Genomic DNA, 22,954 nt, shown 5'->3' with positions numbered 1-22,954 from the left:
GGGCGGAAATTTACCTTGCCGGTGGTGGAGGAACTGGGATTGCGATGTCGCTCGCCATCTTCCATCCAGCGGGCGTTTTGACCCAATCGATCAGAATCAAAAATGGTTTTGGCACAGGTTGCTGTCCACCGTAGCCAACGGTGATGTGAACGGGCACGTAGGTCTCGGCCACGCCGGCGTTCAGTAGAACGACCTTGGCTTTCGTGTAGTCGGGATCGATGTGGAACGGCCCGCCGTAGATGACATCGTGGAGATGCTGGACGACTACGTCGTGTCCCCAGAAGCCGGCCCAGTTCCCTTCCGCGGCCGTCGCAGTCTTCGCGACGAAGAGAGCAGAGGGAGACTCCCATACCATCGCCTTGACGGTGTCGAAGTCTTTTGCGTTCTCGGAGGCGATCAGTTGCTTGTTCAAGTCAAGAACCTGTTCGAGGCTTGTCTGTGGGGTGTCGGCCGCGCTCTTACTCTTTGAGCCGGAGAGTCCGTACGCCGCGGGATTCGGAACGATGCTGACCAGGAAGATCGCGGCGGCGACTGTTCTCGCGATTTGTTCAATCGATGTCTTGTACATAAAAGTTCCTTGTTTGAGGGTGTTCGCCGCAGCAGACCGCCTCACTCGCGCGCTGTCCGACTTCGCCAAGATAGTTGATGCCTTTGATAAGCAAGGGGTAAGCTTCGTCACCGTTACGCAACAGTTCAATACGACTACCTCCATGGGCCGTTTGACTCTCAACGTGCTTCTCTCCTTCGCGCAGTTCGAGCGTGAGGTCACGGGCGAAAGGATCAGAGACAAAGTCGCCGCCTCGAAGAAGAAGGGCATGTGGATGGGAGGCCATGTGCCCAAGGGCTACGACAGGGTGGAGGGAAAACTCATCGTCAACGCCGAAGAGGCCGTGGCTGTCCGAAGTATCTTCCTCACATATCTCGAGTGTGGATGTGTCCGGAAACTCGCCGAACATCTGAAGCACTCTGGAATTCGAAGCAAAAGATGGACCAGCTCCACGGGACGCCAACGAGGTGATGTGGTTCTCTCTCGCGGCTCCCAACACCGCTTGTGATTCCTGATGAGCCGCTGCCTGCGAATAGTCAACGAATAAGCCGCGTACAAGGAATCCTTGTTCCTTCAACAGGTAAATGCAGGCGGTTGAGTCAATTCCGCCGCTGAAAAGAACAATAGCTTCTCGGGCAAAGGGTCTATCCAGAACTGCCTCCATCTCGGTGATGCTCATCGTCGTGTGTGCTGCTGGGCCTGATGGTGTGCAGACCTTTTTAGCACAAGCGAATAGAGACCTTCCTGAATTCGCAGGACTTGATCATCGAGAGTTAATGATCAGCAATAACTCGGCGCAACGGTACGCAGCATTCGCCTCGAGCAATTACTAAAGATGCGCAGCCTTCCGCAGTGGCTTTCGCCTTATCTGCGCCTACGCTAGTTTCATGTTCGATTCCGATGCCCACGTTCCCCGCCCGAAATGCAACCTGATCTATTTCGGAACCGCCTCTCTGCCAGCGGCTCCCAGCCGCGATCTAAAATCGCCCAATAATTTCTGCAGCCGACAAGTCCGGAGATATTTGCCCACGCAGGCCAGGCGGCTCGGACCGCAACTCTCTCCGGAGAAGAAGCTCACTTAAGAAAACTCAATTTTATGGGGACTTCCGCGAGTCTCTACCGTAGCAAATCGCTACTCTGAGACCCGATAGATAAAATGGCGGTGGAGGCAGTCCTAAGCGTACCGCTCTCCGTCACAATTCCCTGCCATCAGGGTTTAATACAGGGATTTTTCAACGAGCTTTGTTTAAAATGCCTTGGAGTTTCGCGTCAATCCTCGTGAATAAAGGGCGCTTTCTCGCGCCTTCCTCTTAATTAGGCCCCAACTGAACAGGGAATTAAATTTCAACTATCAGGGAATCGTAATTGTCTATCTCGGTAATTTGAGGCCAATATCAGAGCTTCGGAATCCATAAGGTGCAAGAAGAACGATTGAGAAATAGGACTGACAGCGCTTAGATTTTTCGATAGAGATCGACTTTGTTCTCGAAGCGTATCCCGATCGGTCCTCCCAACTCAGGCGATTCAGATCACAGAAATCAGAGAGAGCTGGAGTGGCCCTATAACTACGCACACGCGGCGGGGCGGCCGTTCTAGCTGTAATGATGGTTCTGATCCAACTGTTCGATCGGATTATTGGATTTCGTTTCAACCATCCTGGTAGGCATACGGACCTATTGCTTTGAAGCCATAGACCTTGCGCTGCATTCATCGATGAACTGGGCTGCTGTGACACGCGGTTCACGAGTATTATGATCGCCGTAGCGGACTAGTTTTCTTCTGCCGCCGTGTACGCTACTCAGCTTTTCCTATCAAATGCTCTTTGTATATTTTTTGAAAGTATAAGAACGTCTGTTTTTTTTCGCCGGCTTCCGAGATGAGACCTTTGCGATTGAAGCCATCCTGAAGTTTTGGGATATTCCGCGTGGTCGAACGGAAGTCCATAAGTACCCATGGAATTATGCCGCGGAGTTGAGGAATTTTGTTGAGCATGATGAGTTGATGCTTGAAAACATCGACTTGTTGTTCTTCCGTCCAGCGCTGGTTGATGGCACCGTGGTTACCGAATTTCGCTTCGGCGCCGAACTCGCTGATGAGAACTGGCTTTTGCGGAAAGATCCACTGAATTTTGTCGGCCTCTTCGGGGTTGAGTTCATACCAACCGATATATTCATTCTGGCCAATGACGTCGAGCGCATCGCAGAGTGGATCGTTTACAACTCTCTCATTGCCGTTGGGCTTCGGTCCGAGCACTGCTGAAGTAATCAGGCGGGTCGGGTCAAGCTTGCGCGCTTCATTAGCGAGATTGGTGAGGAACTTGGTGCGAGTAGGATCGTTAGATGTCTCATTGGATACGGACCAGAGGATGACGGATGCCTTGTTGCGGTCACGGCGGATCATTTCTCTGAGCATTGTGACGTCTTTGGCATAGACTTCTGGTTTGTCAAAGGAGATGTGCTGCCAGTTGGGAATTTCAGACCAGATCATGATGCCGTTGCGATCCGCGGCACGTTCCATACGTTCGTCATGGGGATAGTGTGCGAGGCGCGCGAAGTTGGCGTTGAGGTCTTTGAGGTAGCTAAAGAGAGTTGCGACGTCCTGGTCGGTGTTGACGCGACCTCCGCGAATAGGCGCCTCAGCATGTACGTTGACGCCCTGGAGGAAGATAGCCTTCCCGTTGATGAGGATGCGAGTGCCATCGACACGGATGTCGCGGAAGCCAATGTCGTCGCTAAGCCGGTCATCTCCTGAGGCAAGGTTGACCTTGTAGACCTTTGGCGTTTCGGGCGACCAGAGGGTGAGCTTTGCGGCCTTAACGGTGAAGACGGCGTTCCCGTTGGCATCCGTCCTGGCGACAGTCTTTGCGCCTGCTTCAGGAATGTCGATTGCCACTGATGTGCCCGCTGGCGCGTCGAGCACGTGGACATACCCGGTGAGTTCAGTGTTGTCAGGCTCGAACTGGGCTTTGTGAGCGAGGTGGACGTCGTAGTCGTCGATGAAGGTCGCGGGCACGGTCACAAGTGAAACATCGCGGGTTAGGCCCCCGTAGTTGAACCAGTCATAGCCGACGGAAGGGATGCCATCGACGAGCCGGGTGGCGTCGACGGCGATGACGACAAAGTTGGATCCGGCGTGAAGAATGGAGGTGACCTCGCAGTCGAACGGGGTGAAGCCGCCCTCGTGATCGCAGATTCGTTTTTGATTGACCCAGACGTGAGAGCGGTAGTTGGCTGCTCCGATATGGAGGAAGGTGCGAGTGCCTGGTTTGGGCTGGGCGTCGAAGTCTCGCTGATACCAGAGCACGCCCTCGTAGTTGAAAAGTTGGGGGACTTGGGTGTTCCAATCGCTTGGGACCGCGATGGTGGGTGCGGTAGCGAAGTCGTATTCCTGGTTGTGATTGCCAACGATGTTGGGATGCTCGTTCAGGGCGTAGGACCTGTCATTGATCTCACCATTTCCGATGTATAAGGCGCGTCCTGGGGCTTGGTCGACGAGGTAGTGCCAGTCTCCGTTTAGACTGGTGACGGTTCTGTGGTCAATGCCTACGAGAAGCGTTTTTAGTGACTGTTGCCCCAAAGCCGGCATCATCAGTCCCAGGCAGAGGAACAGGGTGGCAATGTTACGGGGGATCAGGCACAACGCGGCGGAGCGTTTCAACAACTGAATCATTCCAATCATTCCTCGAAACGAGCATATAGTTTCTGGGCGAGCCAGGCGAATACTAATTAGCATGGTGACATCGGCAGATGTGAGCGCTCTCTGCATCGTAAAGTTTTGCCCTCACCATCTCTAGTTCTTAATCGTCACAATGGCCTGACAATGGCTGGCTCGGAGTGTAAAGAATGCGATTTTTCGACTGTATCCTGAAACACTTTTCGATCTTCGTTTTGCCCTGCTTGTCTTTATTTGCGGTTAGTACCTGCGTATATGCACAAGTCGATGTTCTGACGCAGCATAATGACAATTTGCGGACTGGTGTAAATCTGCGAGAGACGATGCTGACCCCGGCAAATGTAAATCAGGCCCAGTTTGGGATGCTTTTCAAGCGGGTTGTGGACGACCAGATCTATACACAGCCGCTGGTGGTGACTGGAGTGGCGATCGACGGAGGCACGCGCGATCTTGTGTACGTGACCACGGTGAACAACAGCGTCTATGCCTTCGACGCCAACGATGCGGCAGCCTCGGCGCCGGTGTGGCACGTGAACTTCGGAACGCCGGCAAACCTGCACAGCGAAAATTTCGGCTGCCTGGATATCAATGGACAGATGGGCATCATTGGCACGCCCGTAATCGACAAGGCGCGCGGAGTGTTGTATGTGGTTGCGCTGACGCGGGCGGGGGCGGCGAATGGTCCGCGAACCGGATTCCTGCAAAGACTTCATGCACTGGATCTGGCGACGGGTGCTGATCTGCCGGAGAGCCCAGTGACGATCAGCGCACCTGACTTCAACGCGCTCATGCAAAACCAGAGGCCTGCGCTGATGCTGGCTAACGGCATGGTGTACCTAGGCTACGCGTCGCATTGCGACAAGGATCCGTATCACGGATTTCTGATGGCGTACGATGCGAAAACGCTGACACAGATTAGTGTTTTCAATACATCGCCGACGGGCTCTGAGGCAAGTATCTGGCAATCGGGCCAAGGACCCGCGGCAGACGCAGACGGGAACGTATACGTAGTGACTGGCAACGGCAGTTGGGATGGCGTTAGGAACTTCAGCGAAAGTTTTTTGAAGTTGACGCCGCGCCTCAAGCTACTGGACTGGTTTACTCCGACGAACCATCTCGCACTCGACAAGGAGGATACAGACCTTAACTCGTCAGGTGCGACTCTCATCCCGGGCACGCACCTGGTTCTCGGCGGCGGGAAGGAGGGCGTGCTCTACACGCTGGATGCGAGAAACCTGGGACATCTCGGCGATGAACATGCGTTGCAGCACTTTCAGGCCACCGCTTCGCATCTGCATAGCCTCGTCTACTGGCAGAGTGCACATAGCGGCGACCTGCTGTATGTGTGGGGGCAGAGGGACAAAGCCAAGGTTTACAGGCTCGAAGGAGAAAAGCTTGGAGAGACGCCGTTGATGATGCGGGATATACCGAATGAAGGTCATCCCGGCGCGATGCTGTCGCTGTCGGCAAATGGAGACAAAGACGGCGTTTTGTGGGCAGCAATCCATGCAACCGGGGACTCGTGGCATGAGTCACGACCAGGCATTTTGCATGCCTATGATGGAGATGACATTCGCCATGAACTATGGAACTCGCTGCAGGTTCCCACGCGCGACGATTGCGGCGAATACTCCAAAATGGCGCCGCCGACAATTGCGAATGGGATGGTTTATCTTTCAAGTTTTGGTACGGAAAATGTGGGAACGGGTCAGTTCTGCGTCTACGGGTCGCTGCCTGCAAAGGATGCGATCAAGCCGGCTCCTCCGACTGGCGTAAAGGCAACGATCCTAAGCGGCGTTTTGACGCTTACCTGGAATGTTTCACCAGGGGCCAGGGATTACCGCGTCTTGAGGACGAGCACACTTGAGCTTGAAGCAAAGCTGGTGGGGGTTGGGTTGACTACCGGGAAGTTCACCGAACCAGCGCCTGAAAGAGGCGAGTCTGCAACGTACACGATCGTTGCGGTCGGAACGAATGGCGTGAGCGAAAGGTCAGATGCCGTGAAGATGACGTCGCCGAAGCCGAAACAGATGGAAGACTGAGCAACGATGTTGAAGCTAGTAGTTCGTGGTGCTTTCTGGGAGCTTGCTGTGTGCGGCTTCTGTTTACTAATGATCGAGCTTGTTCAGTGCCCAGTTGGCGATAACAGGCGGAGTCACTTATTGACCCCGGGTGATGCGTCTCGACTGGATCGGTGACGAAGAGCCGACTTGCCCCCGTCCGGACGAACGTTCCTGTTCCATCTTTACCGCATCACCGAGAAGCTGTCGTGCAGTGTGGCTGTCGAACTGTTGCCAACCCATACGTCGAAGTCGGAAGGTTCTACAACCCATCCATTCTTCGCGGCGCTCCAATAGTTTCGCTCGTCGCGGCCGATCGTGAAGCTGACCTCCTGTTTTTGCCCCGGCTGTAGCGTGATACGACGGAAACCCTTCAACTGACGAACGGGTCTCGATGCCGAACCGAATCGCTGATGCAGATAAAGCTGCACTACTTCGTCGGCTGCTCTTGAACCAGTATTTGCAACCGTGACAGTTGCGGTGATGGATTCGTCCAACTGAGCGGTTTTAGCGGTTAGTCGAAGATCGGAGATAGTGAAGGTCGAATAGCTTAGCCCATAGCCAAAGGGGTAAAGAGGTGAGGTCGGAGCGTCCCAATAGCGGGAGGTAAAGTCCGGCGAATCGTAGGGCTTATGTGAGGTGGTATGCGCGTAATAGATTGGAATCTGCCCACTGGTTCGTGGCCAGGTAACCGGCAGCTTACCTCCGGGTACCGCATCACCCACCAAAAGATCGGCAACTGCATTCCCGGTCTCCGTGCCGCCGAAGTAACAATCCATAATCGCTGGAATGTGTTCTGAAGCCCACGAAAGATCAAGCGGCCGGGTGCTGAAGAGCAGCAACACGACAGGCTTCCCAAGCGCTTGAATCTTCTCGAGAAGTTCCAGTTGTTTGCCGGGAAGATTTAGCGACGAACGCGAGGAGTACTCGAAATCCATAACGCTTAGTTCGCCGAGGGTCACGATCACCACATCAGATTTCCCGGCCAACTGCAGAGCGCTCTTCATCTGGCGATCCGCCTCTTCGGGGCTCCACGGTGTTTCTATCTTAGGCCCGATGAAGCCATCGAATGAAGAAGGAAAAGCCTTGGCAATCTGCACGCCTTCTGCATATTCCACATGCGAATCGGGGAGCTTTGCGCGGATACCGTCGAAGACAGAGACTGTATCTTCTGCCTTAGCAGTCAAGCTCCAGGGTCCATTCATATCGCCTTTGCTATTGCCCAGCGGCCCGATAACCGCAACATGCTTTGTAGTCTTTGCCAGCGGCAGCAGACTGCCTTCGTTCTTAAGCAACACAGCAGAACGTGCAGCTGCGGTTCTCGCCATCTGACGATGCTTGGCAAGCATCTCGGCGTGGGTCTGTTCCGTAGCATCCGCATATGCGTTCTCAAAAAGCCCCAGATGATACTTTGCTGCGAGAATAGGGCGGACAAGATCATCAAGCTGAGTTGGAGTTAGCTGCCCCTGATCAAGCAGAGACTTCATATGTGCCAGGTAGGTGGCGCTGCCCATATCCATATTCACGCCAGCCGTAGCACCGCGGAATGTCGCGTCGGTCGCATCCTTAGCGAAACCCTGAGTGACCAGACTCCCGACGGCAAAGGCATCGCTCACGACGAATCCTTTGAAGCCAAGTTCTGCACGCAGAGTGTCTTGAAGGAGGTGCACATTCCCGGCGGCCGGGACATCATTCAAATCCATATAAGCGCTCATGACAGTTCCTGCGCCCGCTTCAATCCCAGCGCGAAAAGGAGGGAGATAGACGTTCTGCATCTGCTCCTCCGGAATGTACACGGCGTCGTAGTCCCTGCCACCTTCAGCGGCACCATAGCCTGCGAAATGTTTCAAGGTCGCGATGAAGGGCCGTGGATTCTCAGGCGTTCCTTGAAAACCTCGTACCTGAGCGCGTGCCATTGCCGCGCCAAGGTAGGGATCTTCACCAGCTCCCTCGGAGATCCGGCCCCACCGTGGGTCTCGTGCGATGTCCAACATAGGCGCGAAACTCCAGCGCAGACCCGCATGGCCCGCCTCCTCCGCAGCGATCCCCTGCGCTTGTTCGGCCATCGTCGGATCCCAGGAAGCGGCCACGGCCAGCGGTACAGGAAACTCGGTATCAAAGCCGTGAATCACGTCGAAGCCAAAAAGAATTGGAATGTGCAAGCGCTGCTCGGTCATCGCGATCTTCTGCAGACGGTTGATCTCCTTCGGATCGGTGAGGAACAGAAAGGAGCCGACCTCCCCGTGACGCACGTGGTCTTCGTATGAGACCGGATCAGTCTTCACGCCGGGGATCGGAAGTTTTATGTAGAAGGGCTGGTTCAGCTGTCCAATTTTTTCCTCGGTTGTCATCTGCTTTAGAAGTGCTTCGGCGCGATCCGTATCGTTCCGCGAAATGGGAGCTTGGGCTTTTGCCGCTCCAGAGAGAAGCAAGCTGATGACGCTAAAGCAGAGACAGCGCAACTTAGTCATGGAAACCTCGCCACGATTATCATCGATCAGGAACACGGGGGTCTCCAATCTTTCAGATTTTCTCCCCTGAGTTCTTTAGAACAGCAACGTGGCGGGAGTCACCGTTCCGGCACAATCGTTCTCAACAGCCACACTCCAGCTATCTTCCACACATACAGCGCAGCACTGACTCGTACCAGCAAACGCACTTTTTGGAAGCTATCATTATCGACGAGAAGCCGACAACACATCCGAAACGAAGCATTCCCTCAGGAAACCGAAATATTTCGAGGACGGCCCGTCTCGAGGCGTACCCATGCCAAACCGCAAGCTGAACTCGTCTGCCATCGTGAATATCGAGGATCTTCGCCGGCTGGCCGAGCGAAGAGTCCCCAGGTCGGTCTTCGACTATCTCGACGGTGGCGCGGACGCCGAAGTCACATTGGCGGAAAACTGCCGCGCCTTTCGCGATGCGACATTTCGTCCGCGCAACGCGGCAACTTGGGTTTTAAAGCCGCACAAAGCGGCGCTTTGAGTGAAGACCAGCAAAGAGCTCACTTACCACAGAGCTTCCGAAAGCGCTGCTGCGCATGACTAGTGTCCAGTTTGGTTAAGGAATGGCAGCGTCACTGCAGAGGCCTTCACCGCAAGCAACGAGTGTCCCTGAGAGTACGTCGTCTGGAACTGCAACAGAAGTTCTTTGCGTTGGGATGCCTTCGCTAACTGATCGCGAAGGTCTTGCGCTGTGAAGCAGTCGCAGTTGGGATAACCAACCGGTGCCCGGGTTGACGAAGGCAATAGGTCCGTGTCCTTGAGGTCGCCGGATGCGACCTGAACGTATCCATAGCTGTCGAAGGCGTCAAGGTTTTGACGCTTTCTTGCTTCGTAGATCGTTTCCTGAGTTTCAGGAAGTTTTCGCCACCATATTCCATGTTCGATCTGTTTTTTGAGCAGCTTGATATTCTGATCGAGTGAGTTGACATCGCTTGACGTGATTTCGGCTGCAACCTGTCCCTTCGCCTTATGAAGAGCATCAGGTGAAGCGGGAGCAAGGGCGTTACTGACTGCTTTCCAAACGCCGGCGTATTGCGGGGACTGTTGTGTGCTGGGATACATGGAGCGGATTTGCCGAGCATAGATCGCAGCAACACCGGTCGGTCTGACGAGCGGGACACGGAGTGCACCGGGGAGCTGGGTTTCCAGCCACTTTTTGTAAGCATCTCGGAAGGGTTTGCAATCGTGGGTGTCGGCAGGAACGCCGGCGTTTCTCAGCATCGTTATGGCCTGAGTTGCATTGACGAGGGGGAAACGGGTGTAGGGCAGTTGCATGATGCTTGCAATGTCTTCCATGAGGTGGCCGTAGGTGTTCCAGTAGCCCGACGGCGCATGATCGATGATCCATTGGATGGCGTCAACGTTGCCATCGATCAATGGCCGATAGACAGGAGCGTAGAAGTATCGCGCGAGAAGCACGCCGGTTGCGCTAGGGTCCGCAAGGGGACCGGCGATCGGTTTGACGTATTTGAGAGGATTGAAGCCGCTTGTGATGAGCTGGTCGAGGAAGGGCTTTGCAACGGGGAACTGTCCCGATGTGAAGAGTAGAACATATGATGTCTGAACGTTGCCGGAGATGGTGTCTTCGGGGCGACAGTGCCAAAGGGTAAGAACTCGGCTGGCATCGAGGGCTTTGATGGCTAGTGCGAAGGTTTCTGTTGTAGCTTCGCTGCAGTCAAGCTTCGCGGAGAGGGTATCTAGTTTTTTGTCAATGGATGCGAGGAGCAGACTGGCCTCGTCCAGTTTGCCTTGCCTAAGAAGGGTATCCGCTTCAGATTTCTGGGTGGCGTCGAGGGCGGGTTGCGAGGCGCGGCTGGCGAGATCGAGGTAGCGATCCTTCCATTGGTTTGCGTCCTTTGTGAGTTTCTGGATCTGAGTATCTTTGCCCCTGAGCTCCGATTCAAAGTATTTATTGAGAGCACGAACGACATCGGGAGGAATGCCTGAGCACACAATTGAAGGGTTGCCGATGACGCCAGCCACCTGGTAGTTTCCCGTCTGGGTAATGGCTCCGGTGGTGAGTTGTGCGCCGGCGGTCCCGGCTAGAAAGCACGACAACAGAACACATTTCATATGGCGACTCGCTCACTTGTGGGCCCGGGATTTCTTTTGCTGCGAGTTAATTCTCACGTCACCTTGTACTCCAGCAACGTTACCGTCGCCGCTCTGGTTGATGTCTCCGATCGTGATGGAGGAGGGTCGCGTCGCAGGCTGCGGAGCGATAGCCGCCGGTGGGACGGGAACAGGCACGGGTTTCGCTGAGTCGCGATGCCAGGCAAGGGAGAAGCCACCGACAACGCAGATCACTGCGAGAGCATAAGCGGCGGGCGCGAGCCAGCGGTTTTGTCCTTTGCGTTTCTGTGAGATGACGCGTGTGGCCAGCGCAAATGCAAGAGAGAGGGCAAAGCCGGCGATTCCGAGCGGATCGGTGATGACCTTTTCCCATTGCATCTCTATGACTCGCTGAGTTGCATTCGAAAAGCTGTCCCAAAGGCCTGTTGGATCATACGCCTGATCACAGATCTGTGGTGAATCAATTCCAAATGCCGCAAGTGCCGTGGTTCCGGAAGCAAGGCGGGGACGCGACGATACACGATGCGACTTTAAAACGCGCCGCATAAACCCGACTTGACCGTTCACTTGCCTGTGTATTTGACTTGTCGTGCAAGTGACTTGTGAGCTGTTGATATCAAGGCAATGCGCTCATTGACAGGGTTCTGGGTGGTTAGTCGGCCAAACCGCGCCTTACTCTCCAGCGCCCGACTCCGACCACGTCCAGTGGATCCGAAACGCCTGAACCATCGAACTTGCCGATAACCCGACTTTGCAGGCACTACGAGATTATTTCCGGTTTGCCCGTCATTCAGAGGCGTGCATAACGTCACTCCTCCCACGTCCGAGGAAGGGCATCATGGCACGCCAGTGATTGGATCGACTTGAGAGTTTACGGTCGGCTCCTGGACCTTCCAGCCCCTGATCCAGAGCCAAAGAGTAAAGAACACTTCGCCGAAGGCCGTGATGAGAGTGAAGTCAAGGTTGGCATTCGGAAGAAAGTATGGACCTAAGCCGGCAATCATCCAGCCCAATCCAGCGATGAACAACGCAATCCCCAATAGGCACGGGATGTAGCCGGACCGGTACACTAAGTAGCCCAAGAGGACAAGATGAATTCCGAAGATGATCAGGGACATGGACCATTCGTAGTGAAACGAATGGAGCAGAAGCCAAACTTGCGCATGCAGCTGACCGGAGCCAAAGAGGGTCAAGTAATACGGTGTGGCAAGGAGATGATAAACCTCCAGCAAGCCAAACACAGCGCAGAGAGCGACGCCGGCGTACACCAACTGGAACCACGCGGTAAGCAACGACAGCGCTCTGTTGACTGGTGCGAGCAGGACATACAGCGCCCAGGCAATGATGATGTCACCTATAAAGCTGACGATGTAACAGAGTATCGCGGCAGCAAGAAGGCCCACATGGGCGGAGATGTTCTGCACCGTTTGATCGGCGTTGCCCGCAACCACCAGCTTCGGGTAAATAGAAAACTCAGCGTAGCTGACAGGATTGAGCAGGTAGGCGAAGCCGGCAACCAACGCTGCCTGACGCAAGGTAACGCTATCGTAGGATTTTGCTGCGGATGCCGGCTTCATTGGCTTGCTCCTTGCGACAGGTTTGCCGTGAGTGGTGCTTTGGTTGAGTTCGGTAGGGATTGCGCAGTGCCACACCACGAGCAGAATCGCTGATGGTTCGAGACAGTCATGCCGCAGTGAGTGCAGGTCGCGGCGATCGGGTGACGCATGACAAAGTAAAGAAGAAATCCGAGCAAGTGAGGGAACAAGGCTGCGACCAGAACCCAGAGGATTGACCGCATATCGCGCCGCCGAGCGTCCGCAAACACGAACCCGAGACACAGAAGCCAGATAGCGAGCACGATGCCGAGCACTAAGGCGGCGCCGCCATACGCGGACAGAGGCCGCAACACAGCGCCCGGGTCAGCGGTCTTGTATCCCAAGACCAACCCGACCAGGAACGCACAGCCCACAAAGACCGAAGCCCAAAGCTGAACTGTCTTCGGAACAATGTTCAAAAATCGACGGAGGAGTTTCATAAAATCCTTTCTTCCTGGTGAGTGCCGGCTTTCGATAACAAAGGCAATAGCGGAAACAGCAGTAAGAAACACAGCGAGGGCACAATCCAGAAAGCAAGTAGCCCATGCCGCACCTGCATGCGCTCTATATCGAAGACAGAAGCGATCAAGCCCCCGAATTGCAAATCGACGAACGAGCCGCCCATTGTGAGTACGACGGCGGCAACGCTGATCAACACCCATCGCCGGCGGCTTGGTTGCGTGGCCTGGAGGTGCTGCGCAGGCAGGCTGAGAGACGCGAAAACCCTGGCATTGAGTGTTGGATTTACCCCGAAGGAAAAACCGCCGAGGCCCGCGATAACCCGGTTGCTTGCGCTGAGATACTCCTGGCATGGAGCACAAGTGTCGAGATGCTCGCGAAGAGATTGTTCCCTCTCAGGCGATATGCCGACCGCGAGACTCTCGTCGATCATGTGCTGGAAACTTTCGTGGAGGTCAGTGTTCATGCTGTTTCTCCCTCGAACTGCGGCCGCAGCGTTGCCAGCCCTCGATAAATTCTGGAAGCGACGGTAGAGACCGGCGCTCCCACCACTACAGATATTTCCTGTAGAGACAAATCTTCTTGAAAGCGAAGTACGAGGACTTCGCGATAGACCGGCTCCAGAGTTTGCAGCGAGCGAGCAAGCAAGTCAGCATCTTCTGTCCGCGCCGCAAGCGTGAATGGCGAAGGCTCATTGGAAGCAGGCGATGGTCGATAGCCACCGTCATCATTTGAGTCCAGACTGAACATCGGCCGCTTACGCATGGCATCGAGAGCAATATTGCGTGCGACCCTGAACAGCCAGGGCTCAAAGCGGGACTGCCCGTCGTAGGAGGAGCCTCGCTCTAGAACCCGCAGCCAGGTCTCCTGCACCAGATCGTCAACCCCGTCGCGTCTGCCCAAGAGGTAAATGAGATAGCGAACAAGCCGATATTGGTACTGCTCGACCAGCGCCTCAAGGACAATGACATCTCCCTGGCGCAATCCAAGCGCGATTTGTTGCGTATCGCTCTCCATTGACGCCCTCGAAGTCAGCTCATAGTCGAACATACGTGGTGTATACGAACCATGGGGCCGGAATTACGAAAACGCTCGAATCAGCGGCAATTGGAAACTCGCCTCTTGCCAGTCAAAAGCTTTTCCTGGCAGGATGGTCGGCAACTCGGAAGTTGAATTGCCAGACTAACGGTAAGTTCTGGTTAGCCCGTGATCCGTAAGCAAGAAAACGCCTCGTTGACCTACCCTTTCGGAAGAACTTATTGTCTTTTGCCTGTCATTGCGGTCCCGCTCAGATGAAGAACCAACGTCGAAACGTGGTCGGTCACAGTCGGTAGGAATTCGATTTGTGCGTCCATGGCACGCGTAAAGAACTGTGGGTGACCGTTGATCTCTCCTTCATAAGAGAATCGCAACGGCGGCTGTCCCGTTGCAAGTACGACCAAGCCCCCGTCTGATGCTGTTATGTTGAGCGATAACTGCGTCGAGATTTGGTAGTCTCCAACAAACTTTGGGAGTTCACCTTTCGCGATCGGCACCGCAACTCTCTGCTTGGCAAGTGTGACTGTTTTTCCCAGCGTCACGTCGAGTAGTTTGGCAGCCATTTTATCCGGCGCATCGCCGCTTACATTGGACAGGGCAATGACAGCGATATTGCGGGCCGGGACGTAAATCATGTAGCTGTTGAAACCTTCAATGCTGCCGCCGTGTTCAACTACCTTCATGTCGTCTTTACGACTCACAAAGACGCCGCAGCCATAGTTCCCTTTAGTGGCCGTAGTCATCTGCTTCAGTGATGAAGCAGACAGAACCTTTCCGCCAAAGAGGCCCCGTTCCCACCGCAGCAGATCCCCAGTTGTCGAGTACATGGAGCCAGTGGACCAGCCAACAGACATTGATTGGGAACGCACGGGAACGATGCCTTTCGAACCAGGCTGGTAACCCTCAGCTCTTTTGGGCAAGATCAGGTCGTCGTCGTCGAGCCCTGAATCCTTCATCCCAAGGGGTACAAGAATGCGCTCTTGTAAGAGATCCACAAAGCGTTGCCCGGTCACTTTTTCCAAGATGATACCGAGCAACGCATAGTTGGAATTGCTGTACTCCCACTGTGTTCCAGGTAAGAAGTTCAGAGGCTTGTCTTTGAAAAGCTCCATCTCCTCGGCTGGTGTGTGAGAAACCATCCTCCATTCAAAGAATCGTTTGTCGAAGATGAAGTTGGGAACACCCGAGGTGTGATGCAGCAGATCGGCAACTGTTATCTTGTCCCATGTGGCCGGAGAGTCAGGCAGGTATTTGCGGATAGGGTCGTCCACCGAAAGCTTGCCGTCTTCTTGCTCCAGGAGAACCAGCGCCGCGGTGAATTGTTTTGTCATCGAGCCGATCCTGAACTTCACGTTAGGAGAATCAGGAATATTCCACTCCATGACTGCTTTTCCGTAACCCTTATCGAGAAGTATGTCGGAGCCCTTTGCCACTACGACCGCACCCATGAATGCATCGTCCTTGGTGAACGAACCTGCTACCTCATCCAAACGCTGCTTGGTCGAGTTCGGCTCGACAGCATCGGCTTGGAACGGCGTAAAGACTCGGAGGCCACTTGAGGTCTCTTTGTGAATTTTGGATGCGGTTATGGCGCTGGTTTGAGCCAATGTTGTTGCATAGCACACAGCACAAATCGCTGCTAATAAGTAAGTACCCGGGCGCTTGAGACAAGCGCGGCCCTTTGAACTATTCATTCAGGTCCTTTCGCTGTACGTTTGTCCGCAACGCGGCCGCTGCGCACAATGACGATGCCCTTTAGATCGTGATGTGGCTCCCGGCCACCTCCGAGTACAGAGACTCTAGCGCAGCACCGTCGATGCCGGATTCGGCTGTTTTCTCCTGCGACCACTCAATTCACTCGGAGGCCTTTCTGATACGCCGCACTCACCGTCGCTTGGACAGACAAGGCAGGTAAACAGAAACAATCATCACAAGCTGCCCGAAACAAGCGGATGAGCATATCAACCACTATACGGCGAAGCAACAGGCTCGACTCGCCACGAGCCCATGGTATGGATTGTCAGTTAACCGGAACCAATTCACCAGCCATCGCGATTAGCGCAAAATCGCCAAGGTACGGATTACGGCGAGCAATCCTGGAAACGCGCTTTCGCCTGTTCTAACAGTTGAAAAACTAATTCCGATTGGCCCGCCACTCGCTCAGCATCATCCACGAGGCTACAAGTCGGACAACTCTTCCGCAGCGTGACTGTGAAATCGTGTAAAATAACGAAAGTCCCTCAAGCTTAAAGATTGCTTTCAGATCTGTCTGATCAATATTGATCATTTACTTGACCCTATTTGCGGCTTGAAACTCCCAACTGTCCTGGCACAACTATTCGGCATGAATGCACCTGATAACACACTGAGGTTAATTTATGCACGGATTTAAAGTAGTTGCGTTAGCTGCTGTTGCCGGCTTTTGCTTCGCAGCGAATACTCACAAATCACAAGCCCAGGTCGCCGTCGAAATTGGCGTGGCTCCGGAATGTCCTTACGGTTACTATGATGCCGCTCCCTACGGCTGCGCTCCCTACGGATACTATGGCCCTGAGTGGTTTACAGGAGGCGTCTTCGTTGGAGCAGGACCGTGGTTTCCACGGCCCTGCCAACTTCCAAGGCCATGTAGATAACCACTTCCATCCAGAGCATGGCTATACGGGAACAATGCCAGAGCGCGGCGAGAAAGCTACGCCTGAGCATGCAACCCCTCCCAAAAACTTCAAAGGCAACGAAGTGCGTGATGGGCACGGCCATGTAAGTGAAGGCAGAACTAAATAGCAGCGGATACGAAAAGTAGAAGGGCAGGTATTCATCAACGTGGTTACCTGCCTTTTTCCTGAGAGTCGTACTTTCGGCTACCTCATTAAATTTTCGGCCACATCGACGGAACCCCACATAGAATGTGATGCAGGCGATAGAGGCGCGCTCGACATGAAAGAGACAACAGACGCTGCATTCGATCCAGTTGTCTTCTTGACGAACGCGGGGTTGGGCCGAAGGATTGTCCGGTTGAAGGCGAAGGAGGATTTCTTTTCGCAGGCGGATGAGGCGAACTGTATTTTTTATCTTCAAACCGGGAGAGTCAAACTCACGGTCGTCTCGGAGAAAGGCAAAGAAGCCACCATCACGCTCCTGTCCGCGGGGGACTTTATTGGAGAGGAATCCATCGCTGCAGTTGCGGGATTGCGCATGGCGACAGCAACTGCCGTGATTGCGTGTACGGCCCTCAGAATAGAAAGAGCTGAGATGATCCGCGTCATGCACGAGGAACACACCTTCTCTGATCTCTTTCTATCATTTCTGTTAGCACGCAGTATGCGAATCCAGGCGGACCTTGTCGATCAGCTCTTCAACTCCAGTGAAAAACGTCTGGCAAGAATTCTTTTGCTGATGGCCGAATTCGGCAAACCGGGTGAACCGGAGATGCTGATCCCGCAGATTACACAGGAAACTCTTGCCGAGATGATTGGTACGACGCGATCCCGCGTAAGTTTTTTCATGAACCGCTTCCGAAAACTCGGTTTTATTGAATACAACGGACGCATACGAGTTCATAAGTCGCTACTAAATGTGGTGCTGCACGATCAGCTACCAGAGCATAACGCTGTAAGTGCATCTATCATGGTCAACAAGAAAGATCATTCCACGCAAATAAGAAAAAAGGCAGTGATTGTGAGCAAGATTGCTCACAATCAATAATTGGAAGACGCAAAAAGGAACGCTACAAATTATGCAGGGGACTTAGCGTCCGGAGAGAAAGGCATCTGTTTTGATGATTACTATGGATCCTTGTGTAGATAACGAACGACCACCAAACCAGAATGATGGCGTAGATTGGCCGCTTGGCCAAGGACGACAACTCCAAACACCCCCAATCACAAACAAAAACGACGACAGCGGCTCAGCTCAGCATGGCCCGGATGACTACAGCGTGTAAGTAGAGCAGACAAGGCTCGCATGCTGTACACCGTACATCTCTTTTCTAAAGTTCACACTTTCAATCTGAACAAGCATCGCACGTCCTGCAATTGGGACATCGAGAACATCGCCTACTTTAGGGGTGCGCTCGTCTCCCAGGACAAGGGTGCCTGAGTGCTCACTACTAAGGTGGCTGACAACGTACTCAGCGATATATCTCATGCGGACTTCCTTCTATCTTCGTGAGCGAGGTCAAATAGTCGCTGAGACAGAATGGAGGCATCGCAGACGTGATGCCTCTCGCTCTTTGCCAACTCGGTTTCGCTTCTCGTTGTAGCTATCGTGAGCAGGCATTTCAGGCAAATGGAATCGAAAGAACCATCTCTATTTCGTCTGTGAGGAAAAACGGTTGGAAGCGTGAAGACCATCGAGCGGCCTCTTTTCCGGGGAGAATTCCAACATACAAGGGTATTACGCGGATAGATGGTCAATTCAGCACACATTTTAGTCTAATAATTTTCACGACTTCGTCGCTGCAGAAGAATGCAGGAAGGTACTTCGGTGTAGCGACCATCGAATAGCTTTGTCCATAACGCAGGCCAACCGGAACCAGCACTCGAATGGCGATAACAGGCCGAGTCACTCATTGAAGGGTCGAACCCATGTGAGTTGTTCGGTCCGCAACTGAAAGCATAGCCGACTATACAGACAAGTGGGCTCCCTTCCCTGGTCGATGAGTGCATTGGCGATTTCTCACCAATTGAGATTCGCAACTTCCGGATTGCCGACCATCCGAGTTAAGTAATGAGAAGGGCGTTTATCGTTCCTGATCTGCGCAAACATTGGTCGTAACCGATGCGTGCGTTTATTCTTTTTGGCGGAACGTAGGGGTCAGGTGTACCCATCTTAATCGGCGGTATTTCTCCAGGCTTGACTCCCACTCAGCGAGGATCTTCGTCATTGGGACGGTTAAGAAGCCGGCCTTTACGCCTGCGTCACGCTCTTCCTTCAGATCGGTAAGAAGGTTGACGATGCGTGGAAGGGGTAGCGTGACGGGCGGGTCGTACATGTTGACCTGCCAGATAAGGTGCATCTTCCAGTTGTGCCATTTGACGGCCTAAAGGCGGTCGGCGACATATGCGGGGAAGCCTTCACGGTTGGAGTTCTCCTGCTTACCGAGAAAGAAGCCGAGCTGGTCGATGCCGTCAACCGGGCGATCGGTAGGCAGTTTCGCGCCGGCAACACGAGCGAGTGTCGGGTACATGTCGACGATGTGCACGATCTCGTTGGAGACGCGACCAGCAGGAATTTTCCCAGGCCAGCGAATGATGAAGGGGGCGCGGAGAGACGCCTCCATCGCCGTGAAGTAGGTTCCGCGCCATGGACCGGAGTCGCCTAGCCATGGATCGGTACCTTCGGGCCCGTTGTCGCTGCAGAAGACGACGATCGTGTTGTCATCGATACCGGCGTCGTGGATGGCGTCGAGAATTTGGCCGGTGCGATAGTCCATCTCGGCGAGCACGTCGGCCCAGTCACCGTTGCCGGTTTTACCGGCGAAGTCCGGATGAGGAAGCACGGGCATATGAACCATAGAGTAAGAGACGTAAGCGCAGAAGGGCTCCCAAGATCTCAAAGAAAGTAATGTAGAGTAGCGCTATCTCGATAGACTTGCCGAGCTTGACGCAGGCTTCGCTGGACGGGGAGGTGCACATAAAAGTCCGCGTCCGCAAATCGTCTCACTGGCAAAATCCCAAGGTCCAGGGCATTCGAGTAACCGTTTCCGACAACGGAGCGGGCATTGCTGCAGCCAACCTTTGTCGCATCTTTGAGCCATTCTTTACTACCAAGGGAGAGAATGGGACCGGGCTGGGACTCTGGGTGGCGAGCGGAATTGTGGATCGTTCCGGTGGTTCGATTCTGACTCGAAGCAACGTGGATCCAGGCAAGCACGGGACTTGCTTTTCGATCTTTCTGCCCGCTGAATCTTAGCTAGACCTGTTGCGAAAATCGCAAACCTCAACGTTTATTGGACGCGAATGGTCGGCATCCGGAAGTAAACTTTGCCCAATACCATACCCCTATCGTCGAACGTCCTGCAAAAGGGAGTTTTTGGATTTTGAAGGCGGTGAAAATGAGTATTCCCATCCCGACAGCTTCGTCGCCTGCGAGTCCAGATCTGTGCTCTTTGCGCCATTCAATGCGAGACCGGCTGGGAGAGCAGGCTTCGCCGCCATCTACCGACTCTCTAACCTTTTGGGGGTCAGCTGCCAATACGCAAATCCATTTGGCCGTTAAACTGCGCGAGGGGTTGCCAAGTATGGCAGCCGAAATGCCACTAAAGGCAGGATAAAGACCTTCCATTCGTCTTTGGTTCAAGGATACCGCAACCCGGTCTTGCCTCCTTCGCATCAACAGATAGATGAACATTGTGAAAGTTGCGGCATGCCTTTTCGTCATTTTCTCTACAGCCGCTATTCGAGCGGACGACAAAGCACGCTTCGACCTCGCTGGTCCTACGATCGACATTCGCGTTACGCGAGGAACTTCGACGCTCCCCATCGCCCAGGTTCCCAACCTTCAGCCGGGCGACAGGATATGGATCAAGGCTGACCTGCCGTCGAGCCAGTCCAACCACCTGATGCTAATCGTCGCGTTTCTTCGTGGCACGACAAATGAGCCTCCCGACAGTTGGTTCACCGAGATCGATACCTGGAACAAGAAAACAGCTGAAGGGACAACTGTTACCGTTCCCAATGAGGCTGAGGAAGCCCTTCTGTTTGTGGCACCTGAAACGGGCGGCGATTTCAGAACGCTTCGCTCCGCAGTCAAGGGCAAGCCCGGGTTGTTCATTCGCGCTGATGCCGATCTAAACGAAGCATCCTTCGAGCAGCAGCGCATCGAGCGCTATCTCTCCGCTATGAAGACCTTGTCGCAGGACGATCAGAAGGCCATTGAGGAACACTCCGCGAAGTTAGCTGCCACGCTCGCGCTTAAACCGAACGCTGACTGCTTCAAGCAGCCCGTCGATCAACAGGTTATTTGCCTCACCCAGTCCAGTGCCCCTGTGCTCCTAGATGATGGGCATGGGCAAAGCATCGCCGAAGCGATCTCCACTGGACCTTCCTCTGACTTTATCAATGCTGCTTCCTATACACAGCCAGTCGGGGCGGGCCTTTACTCGGCGTACGTCGGCGCAGTTGTTGATCTTGTTCACCTCGTCGGCATGCTGCGCACGGCGCAATACCAATACATCCCCGGTCTGACCTTTCCGCAGGGATCCGCGCTCAGTCTGAGGCTCAACGCGCCTCCTTCCTTTCACAAACCCGAATCGGTCATCGTCATCGGTTTGCCCGCCATTCAAAAGGCCAAGCTGCCACCGCTTCATCCGCATGATCCCAACCAGGTCGCTTGTTTACTGCAACCAAAGATGACTATCCCTCTGGAAGGCGCGCCACTGGTTTTCTCGAGCAGCTTCGCGCACGGTCTGGTTCTGCACCTCAACCGGACCGGTGCGCCTACGGATCTGCCATTGGCACCTGACGCGTTCGAAGGCGGACTCGTTATAACAAAAGAGGAGAAAAGTGATCCGCTGCACGACGCAAATCTTGGAGGCGATAAGGCGTTATCCACGAAGCCTGACACAAAGATCGGCGAGGCGACCGATTTGACCATTACCGGAACGATCCGCGGCTATTGGGGATTCGATTCCTTTGAAGGACCCACGATTACGATTCAGCAGACTAAAGGCAAGGATTGGAAGATAGTTGACAACGCCCAGTTGCTCGCCGGACAGGACAATCACCTAACGATTAAAGCTGACGGCAGCGCGTGCGTTGAGCACATCGCTTTGGCAAGCGATAAGGGTAAAGATGTAGAAGTCTCCTTCAAGCCTTCCGCAGGCAAGGATGCCAAAGACACGCTGGCGCTTGAGGTCTCGCTCAAAACCGTTCAACCCGGCGGTTACTCCCTTGCTATTCAACAGTACGGTGACTCGGATAGAGATACCGTTCCGCTCACGGCCTACACCGCCGGTATTCACCTCAATACCCTCCAAGTCCACAGTGGCGACAAGACAGCGGTACTCACTGGTGACGGTCTTAAGGACGTGGTCTCCGTCGAGATCGATAAACAGGTGTTCACTCCGGGCGGCGAAGGTAACGACGACAACACAATGCATCTTCAGGCGGACGCTGGTGTCTCGCCCGGCGACGGTTCCGACGCTAAAGCGAAGCTGAAAGACGGCCGTACGATGTCGGTCAAGATATCAACCGCAGCCGCGCGTCCGGAGCTGAAGCTGCTTTCATTCAAGGCCGCATCTGCTCCAAAGGATGGCACGTTGCCAATCATTTTTGGCAGTAAGGATGACATCCTGCTCGAGGGTACGCTCACCTTCGTGGTGCAAACCAATAGCACCTTTCCACGCACACAGACCATCGAAGTCGCTACCGTCGATGGCTCGGTTCACACTACGCTCTCCCTTGCAACGAACAATCTCATGCTCCAGGACGACCATACGGCCATTGCTACGCTAGAGCCCTTGAAAGCGTTCGGCCAATCAGCATTTGGCAAATTACAGATGCGTCCGGTCGCGCAAGACGGCACACCTGGGAACTGGACCCCTCTTGGCGTTCTCGTCCGCGTGCCGCACATCACAGCAATCCACTGCACCACGGATGCCCCAACCTGTACAGTTGACGGGAGTAACTTGTTCCTTGTGCAGTCCTTTGACGCGACAAAAGATTTTGCCAAGCCCACCGACGTACCCACTGGCTTCGCGGAAAGTAATCTCGCAGTTCCGACTCCGGCTGACGGAGCAACGCTTTACCTCAAACTGCGCGATGATCCAAACCCGGTCGCTAATGTCACGCTCCCCACACCCGTGCAGAAACCAACCTCTTCTATCACATCCCCTTCTCAGGCTGCGGTACCAGCATCTGAAGCACCCGCGGCTCAGGACGAAGCAACGAGACCTTCATCCGAACCTGCACCCGCGCCCAAACCTAATCCCTCGAGAACTCCTGAGCCAACAACTGGTCCGCCTCAAGATCACAATTGACACAACCATTATGCGAAACACTTCTGCCC

At 54.2% G+C, this 22,954-nt stretch carries 20 protein-coding genes and 1 pseudogene; 7 read left to right on the top strand and 14 right to left on the bottom strand.

Annotated elements, in window-relative coordinates:
- Positions 1-10 precede the first annotated feature (10 nt).
- A complete protein-coding gene (locus RBB77_RS13425) occupies positions 11-568 on the bottom strand; it encodes a hypothetical protein (RefSeq protein ID WP_353062255.1) in 558 nt (185 codons plus the stop codon).
- On the opposite strand from RBB77_RS13425, the gene RBB77_RS13420 reads away from it, so the two are divergent.
- A complete protein-coding gene (locus tag RBB77_RS13420) occupies positions 504-1,055 on the top strand; it encodes a recombinase family protein (protein WP_353067627.1) in 552 nt (183 codons plus the stop codon). The two genes, RBB77_RS13425 and RBB77_RS13420, sit on opposite strands and share 65 nt — an antisense overlap.
- 24 nt (positions 1,056-1,079) lie before the next feature.
- Here RBB77_RS13420 and RBB77_RS13415 read toward each other — a convergent pair.
- Both RBB77_RS13415 and RBB77_RS13410 read right to left on the bottom strand, forming a co-directional pair.
- A pseudogene (locus RBB77_RS13415) lies at positions 1,080-1,211 on the bottom strand (7-cyano-7-deazaguanine synthase); the annotation flags it as partial.
- Between the two features lie 1,130 nt (positions 1,212-2,341).
- Complete coding sequence (locus tag RBB77_RS13410) at positions 2,342-4,216, bottom strand: glycoside hydrolase family 2 protein (RefSeq protein WP_353062254.1); 1,875 nt, start codon at positions 4,214-4,216, stop codon at positions 2,342-2,344.
- A 326-nt stretch (positions 4,217-4,542) separates the two neighbouring features.
- On the opposite strand from RBB77_RS13410, the gene RBB77_RS13405 reads away from it, so the two are divergent.
- Entirely contained in the window at positions 4,543-6,261 is a 1,719-nt protein-coding gene (locus RBB77_RS13405) for a PQQ-binding-like beta-propeller repeat protein (protein ID WP_353062253.1), read from the top strand.
- Between the two features lie 203 nt (positions 6,262-6,464).
- Here the strand turns inward: RBB77_RS13405 and bglX are convergent, their stop codons facing one another.
- Positions 6,465-8,750 carry a beta-glucosidase BglX gene (bglX, locus tag RBB77_RS13400; RefSeq protein WP_353062252.1) on the bottom strand — a complete coding sequence of 762 codons (2,286 nt, stop codon included), beginning with the start codon at positions 8,748-8,750 and terminating at the stop codon, positions 6,465-6,467.
- 295 nt (positions 8,751-9,045) lie between these two features.
- Between bglX and RBB77_RS13395 the strand changes: the two genes are divergently transcribed.
- The gene (locus RBB77_RS13395) at positions 9,046-9,264 is read left to right on the top strand and encodes an alpha-hydroxy-acid oxidizing protein (RefSeq protein ID WP_353062251.1); all 219 of its coding nucleotides are present in this window, start codon (positions 9,046-9,048) and stop codon (positions 9,262-9,264) included.
- Between the two features lie 59 nt (positions 9,265-9,323).
- Here RBB77_RS13395 and RBB77_RS13390 read toward each other — a convergent pair whose 3' ends face one another.
- From RBB77_RS13390 to RBB77_RS13360, 7 genes are all read right to left on the bottom strand, one after another.
- Positions 9,324-10,856, bottom strand: a complete 1,533-nt coding sequence (locus RBB77_RS13390; RefSeq protein ID WP_353062250.1) for a hypothetical protein — start codon at positions 10,854-10,856, stop codon at positions 9,324-9,326.
- A gap of 12 nt (positions 10,857-10,868) precedes the next feature.
- Complete coding sequence (locus tag RBB77_RS13385; protein ID WP_353062249.1) at positions 10,869-11,234, bottom strand: hypothetical protein; 366 nt, start codon at positions 11,232-11,234, stop codon at positions 10,869-10,871.
- Positions 11,235-11,692: 458 nt separating this feature from the next.
- Positions 11,693-12,433, bottom strand: coding sequence for a DUF4386 domain-containing protein (locus RBB77_RS13380; RefSeq protein ID WP_353062248.1), 741 nt, complete (start codon positions 12,431-12,433; stop codon positions 11,693-11,695).
- A complete protein-coding gene (locus tag RBB77_RS13375; RefSeq protein ID WP_353062247.1) occupies positions 12,430-12,891 on the bottom strand; it encodes a zinc ribbon domain-containing protein in 462 nt (153 codons plus the stop codon). The genes RBB77_RS13380 and RBB77_RS13375 overlap by 4 nt, the downstream gene beginning before the upstream one ends.
- Positions 12,888-13,376: a hypothetical protein gene (locus tag RBB77_RS13370; protein WP_353062246.1), complete on the bottom strand. Its 489-nt coding sequence runs from the start codon at positions 13,374-13,376 to the stop codon at positions 12,888-12,890. The genes RBB77_RS13375 and RBB77_RS13370 overlap by 4 nt, the downstream gene beginning before the upstream one ends.
- Entirely contained in the window at positions 13,373-13,927 is a 555-nt protein-coding gene (locus RBB77_RS13365; RefSeq protein WP_353062245.1) for an RNA polymerase sigma factor, read from the bottom strand. The genes RBB77_RS13370 and RBB77_RS13365 overlap by 4 nt, the downstream gene beginning before the upstream one ends.
- Before the next feature lie 239 nt (positions 13,928-14,166).
- A complete protein-coding gene (locus tag RBB77_RS13360; RefSeq protein WP_353062244.1) occupies positions 14,167-15,642 on the bottom strand; it encodes a serine hydrolase in 1,476 nt (491 codons plus the stop codon).
- Between the two features lie 811 nt (positions 15,643-16,453).
- Here RBB77_RS13360 and RBB77_RS13355 point away from each other — a divergent pair.
- Together RBB77_RS13355 and RBB77_RS13350 are read left to right on the top strand one after the other, a co-directional pair.
- On the top strand, positions 16,454-16,729 hold the full coding sequence (locus RBB77_RS13355) for a hypothetical protein (RefSeq protein WP_353062243.1): 276 nt from the start codon (positions 16,454-16,456) through the stop codon (positions 16,727-16,729).
- 231 nt (positions 16,730-16,960) lie between these two features.
- Positions 16,961-17,650, top strand: a complete 690-nt coding sequence (locus RBB77_RS13350; RefSeq protein WP_353062242.1) for a Crp/Fnr family transcriptional regulator — start codon at positions 16,961-16,963, stop codon at positions 17,648-17,650.
- 225 nt (positions 17,651-17,875) lie between these two features.
- Here RBB77_RS13350 and RBB77_RS13345 read toward each other — a convergent pair whose 3' ends face one another.
- The 3 genes from RBB77_RS13345 to RBB77_RS13335 form a co-directional block, all read right to left on the bottom strand.
- Positions 17,876-18,091, bottom strand: a complete 216-nt coding sequence (locus RBB77_RS13345; protein WP_353062241.1) for a hypothetical protein — start codon at positions 18,089-18,091, stop codon at positions 17,876-17,878.
- A gap of 643 nt (positions 18,092-18,734) precedes the next feature.
- Positions 18,735-18,962 (bottom strand): hypothetical protein, encoded by a 228-nt coding sequence (locus RBB77_RS13340; RefSeq protein WP_353062240.1) that lies wholly within the window; start codon positions 18,960-18,962, stop codon positions 18,735-18,737.
- 24 nt (positions 18,963-18,986) lie between these two features.
- On the bottom strand, positions 18,987-19,502 hold the full coding sequence (locus RBB77_RS13335; RefSeq protein WP_353062239.1) for a sulfatase-like hydrolase/transferase: 516 nt from the start codon (positions 19,500-19,502) through the stop codon (positions 18,987-18,989).
- 71 nt (positions 19,503-19,573) lie between these two features.
- On the opposite strand from RBB77_RS13335, the gene RBB77_RS13330 reads away from it, so the two are divergent.
- On the top strand, positions 19,574-19,858 hold the full coding sequence (locus RBB77_RS13330; RefSeq protein ID WP_353067626.1) for a sensor histidine kinase: 285 nt from the start codon (positions 19,574-19,576) through the stop codon (positions 19,856-19,858).
- A gap of 430 nt (positions 19,859-20,288) precedes the next feature.
- Positions 20,289-22,925: a hypothetical protein gene (locus RBB77_RS13325; RefSeq protein ID WP_353062238.1), complete on the top strand. Its 2,637-nt coding sequence runs from the start codon at positions 20,289-20,291 to the stop codon at positions 22,923-22,925.
- Positions 22,926-22,954: the final 29 nt, after the last annotated feature.

It is taken from the genome of Tunturibacter psychrotolerans (assembly GCF_040359615.1).
GTDB lineage: Bacteria > Acidobacteriota > Terriglobia > Terriglobales > Acidobacteriaceae > Edaphobacter > Edaphobacter psychrotolerans.
Note: the sequence above shows the minus strand (reverse complement) of the source record. Positions and strands in the feature narration are given on the sequence as shown.